Annotated in this window: 16 protein-coding genes; 9 read left to right on the top strand and 7 right to left on the bottom strand. The window is 65.4% G+C overall.

Annotation, left to right across the window (positions count from 1 at the left end):
• Window positions 1–47: 47 nt before the first annotated feature.
• The 3 genes from LIX00_RS10230 to LIX00_RS10220 all read right to left on the bottom strand — a co-directional run bounded on the left by LIX00_RS10230 (window position 48) and on the right by LIX00_RS10220 (window position 3,860).
• Entirely contained in the window at window positions 48–968 is a 921-nt protein-coding gene (locus LIX00_RS10230; RefSeq protein WP_227353091.1) for a ribokinase, read from the bottom strand.
• On the bottom strand, window positions 955–1,632 hold the full coding sequence (gene deoC / locus LIX00_RS10225; RefSeq protein ID WP_227353090.1) for a deoxyribose-phosphate aldolase: 678 nt from the start codon (window positions 1,630–1,632) through the stop codon (window positions 955–957). The genes LIX00_RS10230 and deoC overlap by 14 nt, the downstream gene beginning before the upstream one ends.
• Before the next feature lie 221 nt (window positions 1,633–1,853).
• The gene (locus LIX00_RS10220) at window positions 1,854–3,860 is read right to left on the bottom strand and encodes a right-handed parallel beta-helix repeat-containing protein (RefSeq protein WP_227353089.1); all 2,007 of its coding nucleotides are present in this window, start codon (window positions 3,858–3,860) and stop codon (window positions 1,854–1,856) included.
• Between the two features lie 11 nt (window positions 3,861–3,871).
• Between LIX00_RS10220 and LIX00_RS10215 the strand changes: the two genes are divergently transcribed.
• From LIX00_RS10215 to argS, 4 genes are all read left to right on the top strand, one after another.
• Window positions 3,872–4,243: a DUF8159 domain-containing protein gene (locus LIX00_RS10215; RefSeq protein WP_227353088.1), complete on the top strand. Its 372-nt coding sequence runs from the start codon at window positions 3,872–3,874 to the stop codon at window positions 4,241–4,243.
• Between the two features lie 36 nt (window positions 4,244–4,279).
• Entirely contained in the window at window positions 4,280–4,666 is a 387-nt protein-coding gene (locus tag LIX00_RS10210) for a hypothetical protein (RefSeq protein ID WP_227353087.1), read from the top strand.
• Between the two features lie 114 nt (window positions 4,667–4,780).
• Window positions 4,781–6,598 (top strand): twin-arginine translocase subunit TatC, encoded by a 1,818-nt coding sequence (gene tatC / locus LIX00_RS10205; protein ID WP_227353086.1) that lies wholly within the window; start codon window positions 4,781–4,783, stop codon window positions 6,596–6,598.
• 51 nt (window positions 6,599–6,649) lie between these two features.
• Window positions 6,650–8,401 carry an arginine--tRNA ligase gene (gene argS, locus LIX00_RS10200; RefSeq protein WP_227353085.1) on the top strand — a complete coding sequence of 584 codons (1,752 nt, stop codon included), beginning with the start codon at window positions 6,650–6,652 and terminating at the stop codon, window positions 8,399–8,401.
• 165 nt (window positions 8,402–8,566) lie between these two features.
• Here argS and minD read toward each other — a convergent pair whose 3' ends face one another.
• Both minD and LIX00_RS10190 read right to left on the bottom strand, forming a co-directional pair.
• A complete protein-coding gene (gene minD / locus LIX00_RS10195; protein WP_227353084.1) occupies window positions 8,567–9,982 on the bottom strand; it encodes a cell division ATPase MinD in 1,416 nt (471 codons plus the stop codon).
• Between the two features lie 88 nt (window positions 9,983–10,070).
• Window positions 10,071–10,832, bottom strand: a complete 762-nt coding sequence (locus LIX00_RS10190; protein ID WP_303659896.1) for a superoxide dismutase — start codon at window positions 10,830–10,832, stop codon at window positions 10,071–10,073.
• Between the two features lie 130 nt (window positions 10,833–10,962).
• Here LIX00_RS10190 and prf1 point away from each other — a divergent pair, with 130 nt between their 5' ends.
• Window positions 10,963–12,204 (top strand): peptide chain release factor aRF-1, encoded by a 1,242-nt coding sequence (gene prf1 / locus LIX00_RS10185; RefSeq protein ID WP_227353083.1) that lies wholly within the window; start codon window positions 10,963–10,965, stop codon window positions 12,202–12,204.
• A gap of 54 nt (window positions 12,205–12,258) precedes the next feature.
• On the opposite strand, the gene LIX00_RS10180 is transcribed toward prf1, so the two are convergent.
• Window positions 12,259–13,113 carry a hypothetical protein gene (locus tag LIX00_RS10180; RefSeq protein ID WP_227353082.1) on the bottom strand — a complete coding sequence of 285 codons (855 nt, stop codon included), beginning with the start codon at window positions 13,111–13,113 and terminating at the stop codon, window positions 12,259–12,261.
• 278 nt (window positions 13,114–13,391) lie between these two features.
• Here LIX00_RS10180 and LIX00_RS10175 point away from each other — a divergent pair, with 278 nt between their 5' ends.
• The 3 genes from LIX00_RS10175 to LIX00_RS10165 all read left to right on the top strand — a co-directional run bounded on the left by LIX00_RS10175 (window position 13,392) and on the right by LIX00_RS10165 (window position 14,902).
• Window positions 13,392–13,703, top strand: a complete 312-nt coding sequence (locus tag LIX00_RS10175; protein WP_227353081.1) for a hypothetical protein — start codon at window positions 13,392–13,394, stop codon at window positions 13,701–13,703.
• Between the two features lie 66 nt (window positions 13,704–13,769).
• Window positions 13,770–14,399: a hypothetical protein gene (locus tag LIX00_RS10170; protein WP_227353080.1), complete on the top strand. Its 630-nt coding sequence runs from the start codon at window positions 13,770–13,772 to the stop codon at window positions 14,397–14,399.
• The gene (locus LIX00_RS10165; RefSeq protein WP_227353079.1) at window positions 14,396–14,902 is read left to right on the top strand and encodes a hypothetical protein; all 507 of its coding nucleotides are present in this window, start codon (window positions 14,396–14,398) and stop codon (window positions 14,900–14,902) included. Before LIX00_RS10170 ends, LIX00_RS10165 begins: the two co-directional genes overlap by 4 nt.
• A gap of 59 nt (window positions 14,903–14,961) precedes the next feature.
• Here the strand turns inward: LIX00_RS10165 and LIX00_RS10160 are convergent, their stop codons facing one another.
• Window positions 14,962–15,216, bottom strand: a complete 255-nt coding sequence (locus LIX00_RS10160) for a DUF7534 family protein (RefSeq protein WP_227353078.1) — start codon at window positions 15,214–15,216, stop codon at window positions 14,962–14,964.
• Between the two features lie 281 nt (window positions 15,217–15,497).
• On the opposite strand from LIX00_RS10160, the gene ileS reads away from it, so the two are divergent.
• Window positions 15,498–18,689 carry an isoleucine--tRNA ligase gene (gene ileS / locus LIX00_RS10155; protein WP_227353077.1) on the top strand — a complete coding sequence of 1,064 codons (3,192 nt, stop codon included), beginning with the start codon at window positions 15,498–15,500 and terminating at the stop codon, window positions 18,687–18,689.
• The last annotated feature ends 18 nt before the right edge of the window (window positions 18,690–18,707 follow it).

Raw genomic sequence — 18,707 nt, 5'->3', positions numbered from 1 at the left:
ACGAACGACCGCGGGTCATCCGCCCCGTGAAACGCTCGCTGGCACCCTCAAAGCGTCTCGACCGTCCCCCGGTCCGGGAGCGCCGGGACGACTTCGTAGGCGGTGCAGGCGAATCCACCGGCGCGACACCCGAAGCGAGCGGCGTCGACGAGGGTCGCTCCTTCGCCGCGAGCGACGGCAAATCCGGCGTTGAACGCATCGCCTGCGCCCGTCGTGTCGACGACGTCGACGTCGACCGGAGGAACGCGCTTCGTCAGTTCAGCCGTCGCGACGAGTGCACCGTCACGGCCGAGCGTGAGCACCACGGCATCTGGCCCCATTTCGAGCAAATTCTCGGCGAGAATCAGCGCGTCGAGGTCGGCGTCCGGTGGATACCCCGCGAGCACGTGGGCTTCCGCCCTGTTGGGAGTGAGGACGTCGACGTTCGCGAGGACGTCGGCGGGCACCTCGCGTGCCGGCGCCGGATTCAGGACGAACTCCGTCTCGTTCGCGGCGGCAATCTCACCCGCCGTAACGACGGGTTCGTCGGTGGTTTCCAACTGGCAGAAGAGGACGTCCGCCGCGGTGATGGCCGTCGCCGAATCCTCCACCGCGTCGCGGTCGAGGTGCGAGTTCGCTCCGGGGGCAACCACGATGGCGTTCTCGCCGTCCTCTTTGACGATGACGAAGCCAACGCCGGTGTGTTCGTCCTCGATACGGTCGACGGCAGCGTCGACACCTTCGTCCGCCCAGAGCGAGAACGCGTCGTCGGCAAAGCGGTCGGTACCGACGCAACCGACGAACGACGCGTCCCCGCCGAGGCGGGCGGCCGCCACCGCTTGATTCGAGCCTTTTCCACCGACACCCTCCGCGAAATCGCTCCCGAGTACCGTTTCTCCGGGGACGGGGATGCGCGGCGTCGATACCGTCAATCCGTGATTGTACGAGCCAACGACCGTGACGCGTGCGTTTCCGTTAGTATCCGTCATCGCCTTCGCTTCCCGTGACGATTTCGACGCCGCTCGAGGCGCCGAGGAGATCAGCGCCAGCGTCGAGGAGGGCGCGGGCCTGGGCCGCCGTCTTGATGCCGCCGCTTGCTTTTACTCCGACCTCGTCGGGTGTGCGTTCGGCGACGAATTCGACGTTCTCGGCGGTTGCCCGCCCGCCAGCACCGAACCCGCTCGAGTTCTTCAGGTAGTCGAATCCCGCATCGACGGCGTACTCGATTTCCCGGGCGGCCTCGTCGTCGGTGAGCCCGCCGAGTTCCAACATGAGCTTGATGGTCGCATCGCCGGACGCCTCGACCAGCGTTTCCAGTTCGCGGCGAAACGCCGCATCCTTGCCGGATTTGAGAAAGCCGATGTTCGCCATCACGTCCAGTTCGTCTGCACCCGCTGCAACGGCATCGCGGATTCCCGTCGCCTTCGTGAGCGGCGAGTCGCCGCCCAGAGGATAGCCAAGCGCCGTACAGACCGACACGTCGGTAGCGCCCAGTCGGTCGGCCGCCAGTGGAACCCAACACGGCTGAACCATCGCTCCGTCGAAGCCGTACTCCAGACACGCATCGAGGACGTCGAGGATTCGACCGCGGTCTGCGGTCGGCCCGACTTCGGTGTGTTGGATACGGCCCGCAAGTTCGGAATCGTGACCCATGCGCGTAGTCCCGAGTCACACCCTAAAAAATGGTCGCCCGTACGACGACTCGGGGTAGAATTCGCAGCGACCGTACCGTATCCAGCGGTCGAATCCATCGATCACGATCAACCGCGGAGGGTAAGTTTGCGACGCGCGTCGTGCCACCAATCCACGGCAACGAGGGTTTTCTCCGAGACGCGACCCCGCATCACCTTGCGATGGTCGAATCCGGCGAGCCCTCAGACGGACTCGACGAAGACGTCCACGACCCCGCCGCGTCCGGCCAGCGTCACCGTCGCGCCGACGAAATCGCCGTTCCCGTCGGTCGCGTACGACACGCCCCGAACGCCGCCGCCGCGCCGTCCGAACGCGAGTTTCGGCGGGTCGGCGTAGGGCTTCTCGAACTCGACCCGAATCGCGTTTCCCCGGCCGTCGGGCGTGAGACCGCGGTGCGCGTCCACGGCGGGCGAGTGACCCGCGACCGCCGACGTCGCAGAACCGATGCGCCACGGATTCGGTCCGTCGGCGTCGGCCCAGTTGTCCTCGTAGCGGTTCCGTCCCGCGCCGCCGCGTTCGACAATCGCGGGCGCTCCCGACCGGAGGACGTAGTTCCGCCGGACGTTCACGCCCGAGTCGCCGACGAGGATGCCCGGCGAGGTTCCGTCGCTCCGACCGAACTCCTTGAGATAGTTGTCGGCGATGAGGTGACGGGCGAGGTTCGGCGCGTTCCGCGAGACGACGCCCGCGCCGCCGACCCGACGGACGCGGTTCCCGCCAACGGTCACGTACCGCGCGCCGTCGAGGAGGATGCCAGCACCCCCGGCACCGTCCACGTAGTTGTCCCGAACGACGCCGTCCGTCGCTCCCGCGACGCGTATCCCGGCCTCGCCCGCGTCGTAAATCGCGTTGTCGCTGACGGTGAAGTCCTCGATACCGCCGCCGATGTCGATGCCCCGCCCGGCGTAGTCGTACAGGTCGTTGCCCCTGACGGTCACGTCCTCGGCGCGCTCGATGGCGAGCGAGACGCCGGAGAACTTCCCCTTTTTCGACTGGACGCTCACGTTACCCGCTATCTGGATACCCCGGAGCGCCTGCCCGAAGCCGACGAGACACAGCGACTTGTGCTCGCCGAAGCCGAGGTTGTTCGAGACGTCGAAGTAACCGACGTTCGACTCCTGCCGACCCCCGCTCGCGCCGACCAGCGCGCCCTGCGGATTGCCGCCCATCACGTTCCCCCGGACGAGGACGTTGGTGGCGTGGCGCTCGTCGGGCACCCACGCGTCCAGCGCGACGGAGTGGTCGAAACCGTTCACGACGGTGTTGCCGACCACCGCGATGCGGTCGCCGGCGAGTTGGATACCCCGGTCGCCGACGTCGTAGACGTAGTTGTTCGCGACGACGACGTCCGTGGCCCGGCGCTCGACGCTGATGCCGCTCCCGCCCGTGTTGTGCTCGTGGTACGGGTGGGTTCGGGTCGTCGAGTTGCCCGACAGCAGGACCGCGGTCGCGTCGCGGACGACGAACCCGTGGAGTCGCTTGGCGCTCGGACGCTGTCCGTCGGGATTGCCGTGGTAGCCGACGCCGTGCACCTCGACGTTCTCGCAGCGACCGTTGTGTCCGATTCGGATTCCGCCGACGTTCGCCCCGTCCGCGGGCATCACGAGTCGCCGGACGCCCGGTCCGACGACGGTCACCCCGTCGACGTCGACGTCGAGCCACCGCGTGGTGCGGTACGGCGCGCCCTCGTCGCTGATCCAGACGGTCTCCCCGGCGGAGAGGTTCTCGAAGGTGCGTTCTAGCTGTTCCCGCGAGGTGACGACCGTGTCCGGAAACCGGGACTGCCGCCGGGACGCTCCACCGGACTCGGCCGCGGCCGACCCCGCGGCGGCAGCGAGCAGACCCGAGAGCACGTCCCTCCGCGACGGCTCGGTCATCGGGTTCCTCCGAAGTCGTCCCGCACGCACCCTCCTCGGTCGGTTCGTCGTTCGGTTCCGTCGCGTCCGCACCCCCGCCGTTCGAAGTCGGTTCGTAGCGTCATCGAATATCCCACCCCCGGTCGCGTCGGCGAGGTCTGTTGCGACGCTGCGGTCGCGGTTCGGTCCCGCCGATTCGACGCGGTGGAGTCGGTTCGAGCGCCCGGCGGTTAGTCGCTCCGGGCGGCCCGAATCGTCGAACGCGTAGCGGCGTCCGAACGGAGTTCGAACCGAAAACGTCCCGCCCGTTTCGGCTTCGAAGTCCTCGCGCAATCCCTTTGCCGATGGACGACGCGCTCCCGGGCATGGGTTTCGACGCCGACCGACTCGAAGCGCGACTGATGAGCCACGGAGTCTACGTCACGTCGCTCGAGTACGACGAGGAGCGAATCGACATCGAGTACGAGTCCATCGCCGCCGGGCGAACGGACGCGGTGCCGCATCGGGAGGTGGGGCGCGTCATCAACGCGGTTCGCGACCTGACGGAAACGCCGAGAAACCTCCGCGGGTCGGTGACCGACCTCGACGGCGAGCGGGTAGGTCGCTGGCGAACCGAGGCCGAGTGGCTCCGGGGCGCTCGAAAGCGAGGACCTTTCCGAGGTGGACTTTTCCCAGCGAGTCATCGAGACGATAGACGAATCGTGAGGTGCGGATAGCGCGGACGGGAGGACTCGCCGACCGGACGGGAGTTCGTGCGAAGCGCGGGGGCGAGCGTTCCCCTCTGGAACCCGTCGAATCCGGCCCGTTCGTCCGCGCCCGAACCGACGATATCGTGGACGTTTAACACCGGCGAAGCGGCGAACATCACTGAGGTGGTCGGCGGGATGCTGTACGCCCGAACAAACAGCGCCGTCCACGCGCTCTCCGTCTACGGAAACGAGCAGTGGCGATACCGCGCCGGGTCGGTGGGGACCTCCGAAGACGACGTGTGCGACCTCGGACTGCTCGCGGCGGAACTCCTGACGGGCCACGGGAGAGTCGAAGCCATCGAACGTATCGAATCGCGCGACGCCACTCTCGGCGACGCGCTCCGAAGAGCCACGGCGTCGGACCCGACGACCGTCACGAGTCGGCGCTGAAGTTCGCCGATATGCTTCGGTGGGCGGGGCGAAGCGACCCGTGAACGAGGAAACGCGAGGAAAGTTGATAGCCGAGCGTGACGAACTAACCACCGCGATTACGCGGGGGTTCCAATGGGGGAAAACGAGAGCTTCGGGTTCGAGGGAGTGTTGGGTACCGCGCTGCGGAGCGTGCGGTCGGAACTGCGGATAGCGTTCGTCGTCTTCGTCGCGGTATTTCTGGCGACGTTCTACGCCCTTCGCCTCTGGGTGTGGCCCGCGCTCGCGCGGCGACTCCTCGAAACGAAGGCGGTCGTCGTCGCGGTGACGCCGTTCGACGTGGTACTCCTGCAGGCGAAGATCGGACTGTTCGCCGGGCTGCTGGCGGCGGCGGGGTGGATTCTGTATCGTTCTCGGTGGAAACTCCGGGAACGAGGGGTCTCGTTCCCGGGTCGCCGCCGCACGCACCTGTTCGTCGCGGCGCTGGCGGTCGGCCTGTTCGTCGGCGGAGTCGTCTACGCCTACGTCGTCTTCCTTCCCCTGCTGTTCGGATTCCTCATCACCAACGCGATAGCGGCGGGGTTCCAGCCGACCTACTCCATCGTCGAGTGGACGCAGTTCGTCTTCCTGCTGACGCTCGTGCTGGGGCTGACCGCCGAACTCCCGCTCGTGATGGGCGGACTGGTGTACGCGAACGTCGTCTCGGCCGACCTGTTCCGGGACTACTGGCGACACGCCGTCTTCGCCATCGTCGTCGTCAGTTCGATGGCGAACGGGTCGCCCGACCCCTTCTCGATGTCGCTCGTGGCGATACCGATGAGCGCGCTGTACTTCGTCGGTATCGGGTGCGCGAGAATCGTGGAGTGGAGCGGTCGCGCTCGACGGTACGGACGACCCGATACCGACGGAATCGACCTCGCCGCGCTCGACGCGGCGGGAGTCCGCGCCGCGCCGCCCGAAGCGTTCGCCGACCTCACGGAACACGAGGCCCTCGAACTCGCCGACGCGGCGCTCGACGCAGGCGATTCGGAGACGGCGGAAGCGCTTCTCGACCGGTTCGACGAACGCGACGAGTCCGACGGACGAGTCGCCGACCGAACGGGAGAGGACGCCGGCGTGCCCGACACCGTCGAGCGAACCGCGAGCCGGATGGCGGCGGCGTTCGCCGAGGAGGAGACGACCGAGGACGACATCGGCGGCTACTACTACGACCTCCGGTTCGTCGTCGGCAGCCTCAGGAGCAAGTCGTTTCGACTCGTCGGCGCGTTCATGACCGTGGTCGCGCTGGTGTTCACCTACCTCTACGGGGGCGGCATCGGCGCCATCAAGCGCGATTTCCTCGCGCACCTTCCGGCGGGGTTCCGGGCGAGCGACGTTGACATCGTCCTCCTGCACCCCGTCGAGGCGCTCGCCTTCGAGATGAAGGTCAGTCTCATCGCGGGGGTCGTCGCGGTGCTCCCGCTGTTGTTCTACTACGCGTGGCCGGCCATCGAGTCGCGGGGGTTGGCGCGGGCCAACCGCGACGTGTTCCTCGTCTGGGCGGGCGTGCTGGCCGTCGGCCTCCTCGGCGGAAGCTTCGTCGGTTACCGGTACGTCGCGCCGGCGGTCGTCTCCTACCTCGTCGCCGACGCGCTCGCCGCGGACATGGTCATCGCGTACCGCACCGCCTCGTTCTTCTGGCTGGTCTTCGCCACGACGGTGGGCGTCGGCCTCTGGGTCGAAGTGCCGGTGACGATGCTGCTGTTCCACCACGGCGGCGTCGTCCGCTATCGGACCATGCGAACCCACTGGCGACAGGTCGCCGTCGGCGCGCTGGTCGCGTCCTCGCTCCTGCCGGGCGGCGTCCTGCTGATGGTCGGCGTCGGAATCGCGGCCACGCTGGCCTACGGCGTCGGTCTCGGAATCCTCTGGATCGATTCGCTCGGCGGGCGGTTGGTTCGGGCGACCACGTGAGGCGTCGTGACGTTCAGAAACCCATTTACCGGCTGACTCGGAAGAACCGGTATGTTCCTGACCTTCAGGGGGGAAGTCGAGGACGCCCTTCGCGGGGCGCTATCTTCCCTCGACCTCCCGACCGACGACCTCGGAATCGAGACGCCTCCGGAGGGCGTGGACGCCGTACTCGCCTCCAGCGCGGCGTTCCGACTCGCCGGGGAGGTTGGCGCACCCCCGCCGAAAGTCGCGAGCGACGTCGCCGAGGAAATCGACGTCGAGGGGTACGACTACGTCGCCGCCGCGACCGCGCAGGGTCCCTACGTCAACTTCCTGCCGAGCGACGCGTACTACGACGAGACGGTCGGGGCGGGACAGAACGAGGAGTACGGTCGCCTCGACCCGACCGACGAGAGCGTCGTGGTCGAGCACACCAGCGCGAATCCGACCGGCCCGATCCACGTCGGTCGCGCCCGCAACCCCATCACCGGCGACGCCGTCGCGCGAATCCTGGACTTCGCGGGCTACGACGTCGACCGCCACTACTACGTCAACGACGCGGGTCGCCAGATGGCGGTGTTCACGTGGGCCTACGAGACGTTCGACGAGGACGACCTGCCGGAACCTGAGCGCGAACGCGCCGACTACGACCTCGTGCGCTACTACCGCAAGGGCAACGCCTACCTCGAAGAGGCCGCCCCCGAGGACGCCGAGGCGGCCGAAACCGAGATTCAGTCCATCCTGCAGGGGTTGGAGGACGGCGACGAGGCGACCTACGAGCGCGTCGGCGAGGTGGTCGACACCGTCCTCTCCGGGATGCGCGTCACGCTGGACCGCCTCCCCGCGGAGTTCGACGAGTTCGTCAAGGAGACGCGGTTCATGCGCGACGGGAGCACCGACGACGTGGTTTCGCGCCTGAAAGAGACGGAGTACGCCGTCTACGAGGACGACGCGTGGCAGCTCGACCTCTCGGAGTTCGGCTTCGAGAAGAACCTCGTCTTCCTGCGCTCGGACGGCACCAGCCTCTACACGACGCGCGACCTGGCCCACCACGAGTGGAAGTTCGACAACTACGACCGCGCCGTCACCGTCATCGGCGAGGACCACAAGCTACAGGGCGAACAACTCGCGCAGGCGCTGGAGATTCTGGGCAACGACACCGACCGGTTGACCTCGTTCCACTACTCGTGGGTCAACCTCCCCGAGGGCGGCATGAGCACCCGCCACGGGACCGGCGTCGACATGGACGACCTGCTGGACGAGGCCGAAAAGCGCGCCCGCGAGGAGGTCGAATCGCGCATGGACGACCGCATCCGCGACGACGACCTCACCGAGGCGGACGTCGACCGCATCGCCCGCCAAGTGGGAATCGGCGCGGTGCGTTACGACATCATCTCGAAGCAGCCGACGAAGACCATCACCTTCGAGTGGGACCGCGCGCTCGACTTCGAGGCCCAGAGCGCCCCCTACGTCCAGTACGTCCACGCGCGCTGTTGCGGCATCATCGCGGAGGCAGGCGGAGACGTTCCCGCCGACGTCGACCCCTCCCTGCTCGATACCGAGGAAGAGCGCGAACTCGTCGAGGTCATCGCGCGGTTCCCGCACGTCATCGAAACGGCCGCGGAGGACCTCGAACCCCACGCCGTCGCCACCTACACCCGCCAGTTCGCGGAGACGTTCAACGCCTTCTACCGCGAGTGTCCCGTCCTCGCGGCGGAGGACGACGACTTGCGCGACGCCCGCCTCGCGCTGGTCGCCGCCGCGAAGCACACCGTCGCCAACGCGCTGGGCGTCATCGGCGTCGAAGCGCCCGAGTCGATGTGAACGAACCCCGGCGACGCGAGTAGGCTGCCGCCGACGAACAGTATCGCACCCGCGCCGAGACCGAGCGCGACCAGCGCGAACAGAACGATCCACCAGAACGGAACCGAACCCTGATCCGCCATTCTACCCCGCTAGAACACCTCCGACTACTTCGTTATTTCCGGATTACCGGAACAGGGAACCGATTCGACCGAACAAACCGTCCTTCCCGTCGTCCTCGTCTTCGTCCTCGGAAGCGGCGTTCAGTTCCGCCGGGACGGGGTCGTCCTGGAAGGGGACGTCGTCCACGTCGTCCGATTCGGCGTCGACTATCTCGTCGGGTAGGTCCGGAGACTCCTCCGGCGGACCGGCTTCCCGGTCGGCTTCGCCAGCGCCCGCCGGTTCGGCCTCCGCTATCGGGTCGGAGTCGCCGGTCGGTTCGTCCGCGGTCGACGAATCGGCGTCTTCCATCGAGTCGGCCCCGTTCGTCGGTTCGTCCGACGCGGTCGGTACGACCTGCCTCGTCGGCCCGTCCTCGCCCATCGGTTCGTCGAACTCCGCGGCGCGTTCCGCGAGGGCGGTGTCGAAGTCGTCCGAATCGCCCGCGTCGGGGTTCGTCGCGTCGGATTCCGCCGCGTCGGATTCGGCGGGTGGAGTTTCGGAGGGGTCGTCGTCGGACGACTCGGAGGCGTTCTCGGCGGTCGACTCGGCGGCCTCCCGCCGGTCGGCGTCTTCGACGATTCGCTCGTCGATGAGGTCGTGAACCGGGTCCGCGTCGAAGGTCGCCTTCGACGCGGCGGTCGCCGGGTCGTCGTCCGGCAGTTCCGCCTCGGCGTCGGCGCGCGTCGGCGCGCGGGAGTCGGCGGGCCGGGGTTCGCCGGACAGTTCGGGGGTGTCCGTCGCGCCGGTGAGGATGTCGGCGAGTTCGCGGTACGCCTTCGCGGCGGGGCTGTTAGGGGCGAACGCGGCCAGCGGTCGCCCCGCGTCGATACCCATCGGAACCGCCTCGTCGTCGGGGACGACGGTGAGCACGTCGGTGTCGAGCGTCCCTTCCACGTCGTCCGCGTTTAGGATGTCGTTACTTCGCTGGGTGAGCACCGCGCCGCGCACGGTCGCTTCGACGCGGGCCGCGAGTTCGCCCGTCTTGGAGGTATCGCGCACCGCGGCGACGTCCGGGGTGGTGACGAGCAGGACGCCGTCCGCGAGCGAGAGGGGGAGGATGGTGTCGTAGCTGATGCCCGCGCCCGTATCGAGCAGGACGTACTCGTAGGAGTCGCGGAGTTCGGCGACGACCCGCTGGAGGTTCGCCGTCTGCGACTGGGCGAACGCGTGGATGTCGGTGCTGCTCGGGAGAACGTCGATGTCCCCCGGAGCTTCGTAGATGGCGTCAGCGACGTCCGCCTCGCCCGCGAGCACCTCGTGGAGCGTCGGACCGGCGAGTTCGAAATCGAGGTACCCCTCGACGTTCGCCATCCCGAGGTCGGTGTCGACGACGACGACCTCGTAGTTCGCCGCCGCGAGCATCGCACCGAGGTTGATTGCGGTCGTCGTCTTCCCCACACCTCCCTTACCGCTTGCAACCGCGTATACTGTCCCGGTCATGTTTGTTATATCAGACCGAACAAGGACACGTATATAAAGTTAGTCCGTCGAGAGGTTCGCCCGCGAAGCGACCGATCCGAGCGATCGCTCAGCACTCGCCGAGCACGTTCGCGTTCCGAGCCGCCTCGTACCGGTTCGCCACGTCGCCCCAGTCCACGACGTTCCAGAAGTTGTCGACGTACTTTCCGCGCTCGTTCTCGTACTGGAGGTAGTAGGCGTGCTCCCACACGTCCAGCACGAGGAGCGGCGTCGACCCTTGAACCGCTATGTCGTTGTGATTCTCGGCCTGGATGACGATCGGCTTGTCCGCGACGTGGTCGTAGACCAACATTCCCCAGCCTGAGCCTTCGACGCTCTTCGCCGCGGCGGAGAAGTCCTGCTTGAACCCGTCGAACGAGCCGAAGTGCTGGTCCAGTGCGTCTGCGAACTCGCCGGACGGTTTACCGCCGCCGTCCGGCGACATGTTCTCCCAGAACACGGAGTGGTTGACGTGGCCCGAGAGGTTGAACGAGAGGTCGCGCTTGACCGCTTTCACGTCGCTGAAGTTGCCCGATTGTCGCATCTCGGATAGCTTTTCGAGCGCGGCGTTCGCACCGTCGACGTACCCCTGGTGGTGCTTGTCGTGGTGCAGCTCCATGATGCGCGCGTCGATGCTCGGTTCCAGTGCGTCGTACCCGTACGGGAGCGGAGGGAGTTCGTACGTCATGTTTGGTTTGTCGGTTTCGTCGTTCGTCTCTGCGGTGGCGGTTGGCGCGCTGACGCCGACGAGTCCGGCGGTGAGCCCGGTCGCCCGCAGAAACGACCGACGAGAGGCGGCAAGCGGTAACGCCGCTTTATTTTCGTCATTCATATTCTGTACCTCGTCGAGAAAATATATCCCGAGGCAGCAAAATATAATTGGCCGATCTGGAGATACGTCGGCCAGCGGAGACGACGGGAGGTCAAAGGTTACTTACCGGTTGGGGCGGCTAGATACGGTAATGAGCCAGCAGGAGGGCGAACCGTCCGACAGGAAGCGGTACGAGTTCCAGAAGGTCATCGAAGACCTCCGGGAGTACGAGGGCTCCGGAACGCAACTCGTCACCATCTACATCCCGCCGGACAAGCAGATCAGCGACGTGGTCGCGCACATCACGCAGGAGCACAGCGAGGCGAGCAACATAAAGTCGAAGCAGACGCGAACCAACGTGCAGGACGCGCTTACGTCCATCAAAGATCGCCTGCGCTACTACGACACGTTTCCCCCGGACAACGGAATCGTCATCTTCAGCGGCGCGATCGACACCGGCGGCGGCCAGACCGACATGGTCACGAAGGTGCTCGAAAACCCGCCGGAGCCCATTCAGTCGTTCCGCTACCACTGCGACTCGATGTTCCTCACGGAGCCGCTGGAGGAGATGCTGGGCGACAAGGGGCTGTACGGGCTCATCGTGCTCGACCGGCGCGAGGCCAACGTCGGCTGGCTGAAGGGCAAGCGCGTCGAACCCGTCAAGTCCGCTTCGTCGCTCGTGCCGGGCAAACAGCGCAAAGGTGGGCAGTCCGCCCAGCGTTTCCACCGCCTGCGGCTGGAGGCCATCGACAACTTCTATCAGGAGGTCGCGGAGATGGCGGACGACCTGTTCGTCCCGAAGCGCCACGAACTCGACGGCGTGCTCGTCGGCGGTCCCTCGCCGACCAAAGACGAGTTCCTGGACGGCGGCTACCTCCACCACGAGGTAGACGACAAGGTGCTCGGCAAGTTCGACATCGCGTACACCGACGAGTCCGGACTCTACGACCTCGTTGACGCCGCCTCGGACGCGCTGGCCGACGCCGAGGTGATAAAGGACAAACAGGAGATGGAGGAGTTCTTCCGCGAACTCCACGAGGGCGACCTCGCAACCTACGGGTTCGAGCCCACCCGGAGGAACCTCGTGATGGGCGCGGTCGACCGCCTGCTCCTCTCCGAGGACCTCCGCCGCGACGTGGTCGTCTACGACTGCGGCGATAAGGAGGAGTACGAGTTCATCGACCGCCGGAAGAACACGCCCGAGCACACCTGCGAGGACGGATCGGAAGCCGAGATGGTCGAACGCGAGGACGCCATCGAGTACCTGATGACCATCGCCGAACAGCGCGGCACGGAGACCAAGTTCATCAGCACTGACTTCGAGAAGGGCGAACAGCTGATGAACGCCTTCGGCGGCGTCGCCGGTATCCTTCGCTATTCGACCGGCGTGTAAACCGACTCCCCCCTTCTGCTGATTCCCGCTCGATACGCTCCGATACGCGTTCGATTACTCGTCCGCCGACCGCTCCCCTCTCCCCTTCGGCATCGTCGAGTAATGCGCCGTAACGTCCATATCCGGGCGTTCGCTTTGCATCGTCGAGCGCCCCACGCCGACTTCCATGTCGGGGCGGTTTTCCGGCATCGTCGAGACGGCGGTGACGCTCCGCGCGGCGGACTCCCCCTCCCCGCCGGAGCCCAACTCGCTCTGCGCTATCTGCTCTTCGAGTCGGTCGCGGGCGACGTCGATCTTCTCGCGGAACTCCTCGACGTTATCCCCGAGTTCGGACTGGAGTTTTCCCTGGGTTACCTCCGACGCCATCTCGGTCTTCTCCGCGGTGGACTCGACGAGGTCCGGGTCCTCCTCGTCGGCGTCGTCCTCGTCGCTCAGCGCGCCGACCGCGTCGGACAACTCCTTGCTCTCGTTCCAGAGTTCCTGCATCTCCTCCGAACTCCAGTACTCGCGGAAGTCGACGGCCTCCATCAGTTTCGTGAGGTTGAGCGCCTTCCGAGGCTCGCCGCTCTCGACCGCGTCTGGTACGGCGGAGAGTTCTATCGCGTCCGGTAACTTGCTGGCATCGACCGTTTCGGAGAACGCCTCCGCGTCGAACGAATCGCGTACGTCCTCGGCCTCGTCCAGAATCGTCCAGAGTTTCTCGGCGGCGTGGGTGACTTCCTCGAACGAATCCGCCGACTCGAAGACGTCCGCGAACTGCATGACGGACGCTCGCACTCGTTCCGTGAGTTCCTCGCGGGAGCTATCGGCGTCGGGTTCCGAAGGTGGCCGTTCTGATCGGTCGCTATCGAACTCCGTAAGGGACTGTTCTAACTGGTCCGCGAGGTCGTCGAATTGGGCGTCGGGCATCGTTTGTCACCGGAGTCGGTCTCCGGGACGGGTGCTTATAAATTCATTCGCTGTTATTGAAAACCAGGACCGCCCCTCGAAAATCGATTTTCGAGGTCTATGCCTCGAATCCATCGCCGGTGTAATTCGGAACCGTCAGTAGCCTGCTGAGGTGGCGAATATCACGGAACGTGGTGTTCGCGCCCGATTTTGCGGGTTCACCTCACTCAATTTTCATTTCAGACCCGTCTCGTAGAAATGGCGGATTTTAATGGGCCACCGAGCCGTTCTCTCCGAGAATGAGTGGGTGGGAGACGACAGGCGAACGAATCGGTCGGGAACTCGGGGGAAAAATCGGTCGAAAACTCGGGGAGTGGCTCGGACAAAAACTCGACCGCGAGAGGAGTTCGCCCGAACGGGGAACCGATGAGATATCCACCACCGACGACGAAACGCCGTCCGAAACGCCGAACAGTCGGGATGAACTGGAAGAGATGTCGTACAGGGAACTTCAGAAGCTCGCGATGGACGTCGGCGTCAAGGCGAATACGAAACGAGAGCAGATGGTCGAAGACCTCGCCGACGAGTTCGGTATCGGCGGCGAAGGATAACGTCCGGCGTCGGTTTCGAACGTCTACCTAGTTATAAACCGGTGAAGGTTGACAGGGTGTATGCAAATGAGGGGGGAGCCACAACGGCATGGCGAGCGGAAAGTACCACTGCTGAAAGATGAGCGGTTGCGAACCGACGGGGGTGAAAACGATGAGCAGGAATCCGATACCGAAGAGGAAACGAACGGCGAGGAAGAATCCACCGCGGAGGGAGGCGGTGGGGAAGAAGCCTCGTCCGAGGAGGAAGAATCGAACGAGGAAGCCGAAGGCAGTGACGAGGAGGAATCCGCCGAGGACGAGGAATCGGCGGAAGGCGAAGAAGCCGAGGAAGGTGAGGAAGGCGAGGACGACGAAGGGACGACGGTGCTCTATCTCGATTTAGAAGGGCTGTTCCTCAACCTCCTCGGTCTCGAAGTGGACCTGAACGAGATCGAACTGGATATCAGCGCCGTCCCTCGCCCCGGCGCGCTACTCGGCAACCTCCTCTCGGGGGTTGCGGGATTGGTGGACAAAAATCCGTTAGATAGCCTTCGGGGTGTATTGCCCGATTTCGACCTCCCGTCTATCTCCGACTTTATGCCGGACGAAAGCGACATCTCGGAGATGGGCTACCGAGTCGTAAACGAGTTTCTCGATATGCTACTCGATACGCTCGGCGAGGACGAATCGACCGACGAGGAGGTAAGTGAATCATGAGCGAGAAGGAAAAAACGCAGGAGAAACTCTCCCAACTGACCGACCAGTTGGGAGTCGGCGGTGGTGACTCGGAAACCCTCGATTCGGTTCCGACGCCGTCGCTCGGGACGGACAAACTGGCGTCGCTCGGAGAGGCGCTCGGTCGGCGTCTCGGTGCCGTCCTCGGACGACGAATCGGAACGAAAATGGGGAATCTGCTCTCCGCGCCGAGTTCGGATACCGGCGGCGAAGAGGGTGAGGAAGCCGAAGGTGGCGAAGAAGCCGAAGAGGACGAAGAGGAAAGCGAAGGCGAGGAAGAAGAGGGTGAGGAAGAAGAGACCGAAGGCGAGGAAGGAACTGAAGAGGAGGGCGAAGTGGAACAACCCGATGAGGAAGGCGGTGAGGAAACCGAAGAGGAGGAAACTGGCGGAATACCGTCCCTCGAAGAGATGTCCGACGAGGAACTGCGGTCGCTCGCAACCGACCTCCAAGACCAACTCAGACAACGGTCGGAATCCAGCTAACGCGGTTCGTCCGGGAGTGGGGAGCCGGTCTCGGGGATTGCGGAAGTTGCGACCGGACGCTACGCGCTCCCCGACGTTCGCTCTGGCTGCTGCCGATAGACGAGCAGATACGCGACCGGAAGCGCCACCGCGAAGGCGGCGAGCCGGTAGAGTACCTGCGTGAACGGGTCGGGGGGTGCGAGAATCGCCGAGGCAATCGTCGTAGAGAGACTACTGAGTGCGAGCGTCAGGGCGATGCGATTTCCGCGCGTCGGCGGTCGCTGTCGCTCGTGCAAGTGACGATACCTGATGAAGTAGTAAAGTGCGGGGAGCAAAAAGAGGACGGACGAAATGCTCCAAAACGATGGAAACGAGCTTCCCCGAGCACTGGCGTCGGAGTACACCCAGTAATTCACCGACAGTACCGTGACGGCATACGTGGCGAAAGCGGCGAGATACGAAAGGTACGTAAGAGATGAAGAGGGCACGGAGATGAATTCGAACTGATACTGCAAGTATTTTGTGTAGACTCGAACCCGAATCAACCCCACATCACGGCGTACAGGTCAACTGCATAACCGAACCCACTTTATTGTCGGGAGCACTCACATCGCACATGAGCAGATTCGAGGAAGTAGCCGACCAGTACGAACCACATTCGGTCGAAGACCGAGTGTTCGACTACTGGGACGAGGCGAACGCCTACGAGAAGACGAAGGCGAACAGGGAGGGCGCGGAGCGGTTCTTCTTCGTCGACGGCCCGCCCTACACCTCCGGCGCGGCGCACATGGGAACGACGTGGAACAAGTCGCTGAAGGACGCCTACATCCGCTATCTCCGGATGGCCGGCTACGACGTCACCGACCGCCCGGGCTACGACATGCACGGTCTGCCCATCGAGACGAAGGTCGAGGAGCGGATGGGCTTCGAGAACAAGAAGGACATCGAGGAGTTCGGGATGGAGAACTTCATCCGGGAGTGCAAGGAGTTCGCCGAAGACCAACTCGCCGCGATGGACGAGGACTTCAAGTCCTTCGGCGTCTGGATGGACTGGGACGACCCCTACAAGACGGTGAACCCCGAGTACATGGAGGCGGCGTGGTGGGGGTTCCAGCGCGCCTACGAGCGCGGTCTCGTGGAGCAGGGGATGCGCTCCATCAGTCAGTGCCCGCGCTGCGAAACCGCCATCGCCAACAACGAGGTGGAGTACGAGGACGTGGAGGACCCGTCCATCTACGTGAAGTTCCCGCTGAAGGGGCGCGACGGGAACCTCGTCGTCTGGACGACCACGCCGTGGACCATCCCGGCGAACACCTTCGTCGCGGTGGACGGCGAGATGACCTACCTCGGGGTAAAGGCGGAAAAAGAGGGCGAGAGCGAAGTCCTGTACGTCGCAGAGCCGACCGTCGAGGAGGTCCTGAAGGAAGGCCGCTACGAGGATTACGAGGTCGTCGACGAGGTCACCGGCGAGGGGATGGTCGGCTGGGAGTACGAACACCCGCTGGCCGAGGAAGTACCGGAACACCCGGCGGGCGAGGGGGCGCTGCAGGTGTACACCGCGGACTACGTCGAAGCCGACCGGACGGGACTCGTCCACTCCGCGCCCGGCCACGGCGAGGAGGACTTCGAGCGCGGAACGGAACTCGGCCTCGACATCTTCTGTCCCGTCGGCGGCGACGGCGTCTACCGCGAGGAGGCCGGCAAGTACGCCGGGGAGTTCGTCAAGGACGCAGACGAGGACATCACGGCCGACCTCGACGCGAACGGTCACCTCCTCTCGTCGGGCACCGTCGTCCACAGCTACGGCCACTGCTGGCGCTGTGACACGGGCGTCCTCCAGATCGTCACCGACCAGTGGTTCATCACGGTCACCGACATCAAGGACGAACTCCTCGACAACATCGAGGACAGCGAGTGGCACCCGCAGGAGGCCCGCGACGAGCGATTCTACAACTTCGTGGAGAACTCGCCGGACTGGAACGTCTCGCGCCAGCGCTACTGGGGCGTCCCCATCCCCATCTGGACGCCGGAGGACTGGGACGGCGACATGGACGACGTGGTGGTCGTCGGCACCCGCGAGGAGCTCGCGGAGGCGGTCGACCAGGACGTGAACCCGGAGGAGGTCGACCTCCACCGCCCGACGGTGGACGAGTTGACCATCACGAAGGACGGGACGACCTACACCCGCGTTCCCGACGTGTTCGACGTGTGGCTGGACTCCTCGGTCGCCTCGTGGGGCACCCTCGACTACCCGAGCGAGGAGGAGGACTTCGAGGAGCTGTGGCCCGCCGACCTCATCATGGAGGCCCACGACCAGACTCGCGGCTGGTTCTGGTCGCAGCTCGGCATGGGCACCGCCGCGCTCGGCGAGGTCCCCTACGACGAGGTGCTGATGCACGGTTGGGCGCTCGCCGAGGACGGGCGGAAGATGTCCAAATCCATCGGGAACATCGTCTCGCCGGAGGAGGCCATCGAGCGCCACGGCGCGGACCCGATGCGCCTGTTCCTCCTCTCGCAGAATCCGCAGGGCGAGGACATGCGCTTCTCGTGGGACGAGATGCAGAACATGCAACGGAGCCTGAACATCCTCTGGAACGTGTTCCGGTTCCCCCTGCCGTACATGCGGTTGGACGAGTTCGACCCGGACGCGGTCGACGTGAAGGACGCCGACCTCGAACTCGTGGACGAGTGGCTGCTCTCGCGCCTGCAGACGGTGACGGCCGAGATGACCGAGCAGTGGGACGACTTCCGCCAGGACCGGGCGCTTCGGGCGCTCATCGACTTCGTGGTAGAGGACGTCTCCCGGTTCTACATCCAGGTCGTCCGCGAGCGCATGTGGGAGGAGGAGGACAGCGCGAGCAAGCGGGCCGCCTACGCGACGTTCTACCACGTCCTGCGGCGGGTGGTCGCCCTGCTCGCTCCCTTCGCCCCGTTCGTCAGCGAGGAGATATACCAGAACCTCACGGGCGACGCCGGCGCGGACAGCGTCCACATGCTCGACTGGCCGGAGACGGACGAGTTCTGGCGCGACGACGAACTCGAAGCCGACGTGTCGGTGCTCCGCGCCGTCGAGGAGTCGGGCGCGAACGCCCGCCAGCAGGCGGAACGAAAGCTTCGCTGGCCCGTCTCTCGAATCGTCGTGGACGCGAACGACGACCGCGTCGTCCGCGCGGTCGAGAACCACGGCGACCTGCTGACGGACCGCCTGAACGCCCGCGAGGTCGAACTCGTCGCCCCCGATGAGGAGTGGGGCGAACTCGCCTACAGCGCCGAGGCGGACATGAGCGTGCTCGGTCCGACCTTCGGCGACGACGCCGGACGGGTGATGAACGCGCTCAACGACGCCCGCGTGACGGAACCGACCTTGGCCGCGCTCGAAGGCGCGGTCGAGGACGCCCTCGGCGAGGACGTCGAGTTGGACGACGAGATGGTCGAGTTCGTCACGCGGACGCCGGACGACGTGACGGGCGCAACGTTCGACGTGAACGGCGACGAACTCGGCGTCGTCTACGTCGATACCACGCTCACGGAGGACATCGAGAGCGAGGGCTACGCCCGGGAGGTCATCCGCCGCGTGCAGGAGATGCGCAAGGACCTAGACCTCGACATCGAGGAGGGCATCCGCCTCGAACTCGACGTACACGACGACCGCGTGGCCGACCTCGTCGAGCGTCACGTGGAACTCGTGAAGGAGGAGGTTCGCGCCGAGAGCGTCGGTCCGGTCGAGGACGGGTATCGCAAGGAGTGGGACGTGGAGGGCGTCGAGATGACGGTCGCTATCTCGCCGCTGGCGGAAGCGCAGGCGTAAAACTCCTTTTTCGTCGGC

Origin of the sequence: Haladaptatus salinisoli (assembly GCF_020614375.1) — an archaeon.
In the GTDB taxonomy this organism is placed as follows: Archaea; Halobacteriota; Halobacteria; order Halobacteriales; family Haladaptataceae; genus Haladaptatus; species Haladaptatus salinisoli.
The sequence above is the reverse complement of the archived record's forward strand: the minus strand, read 5'-3'. Positions and strand labels throughout refer to the sequence as shown.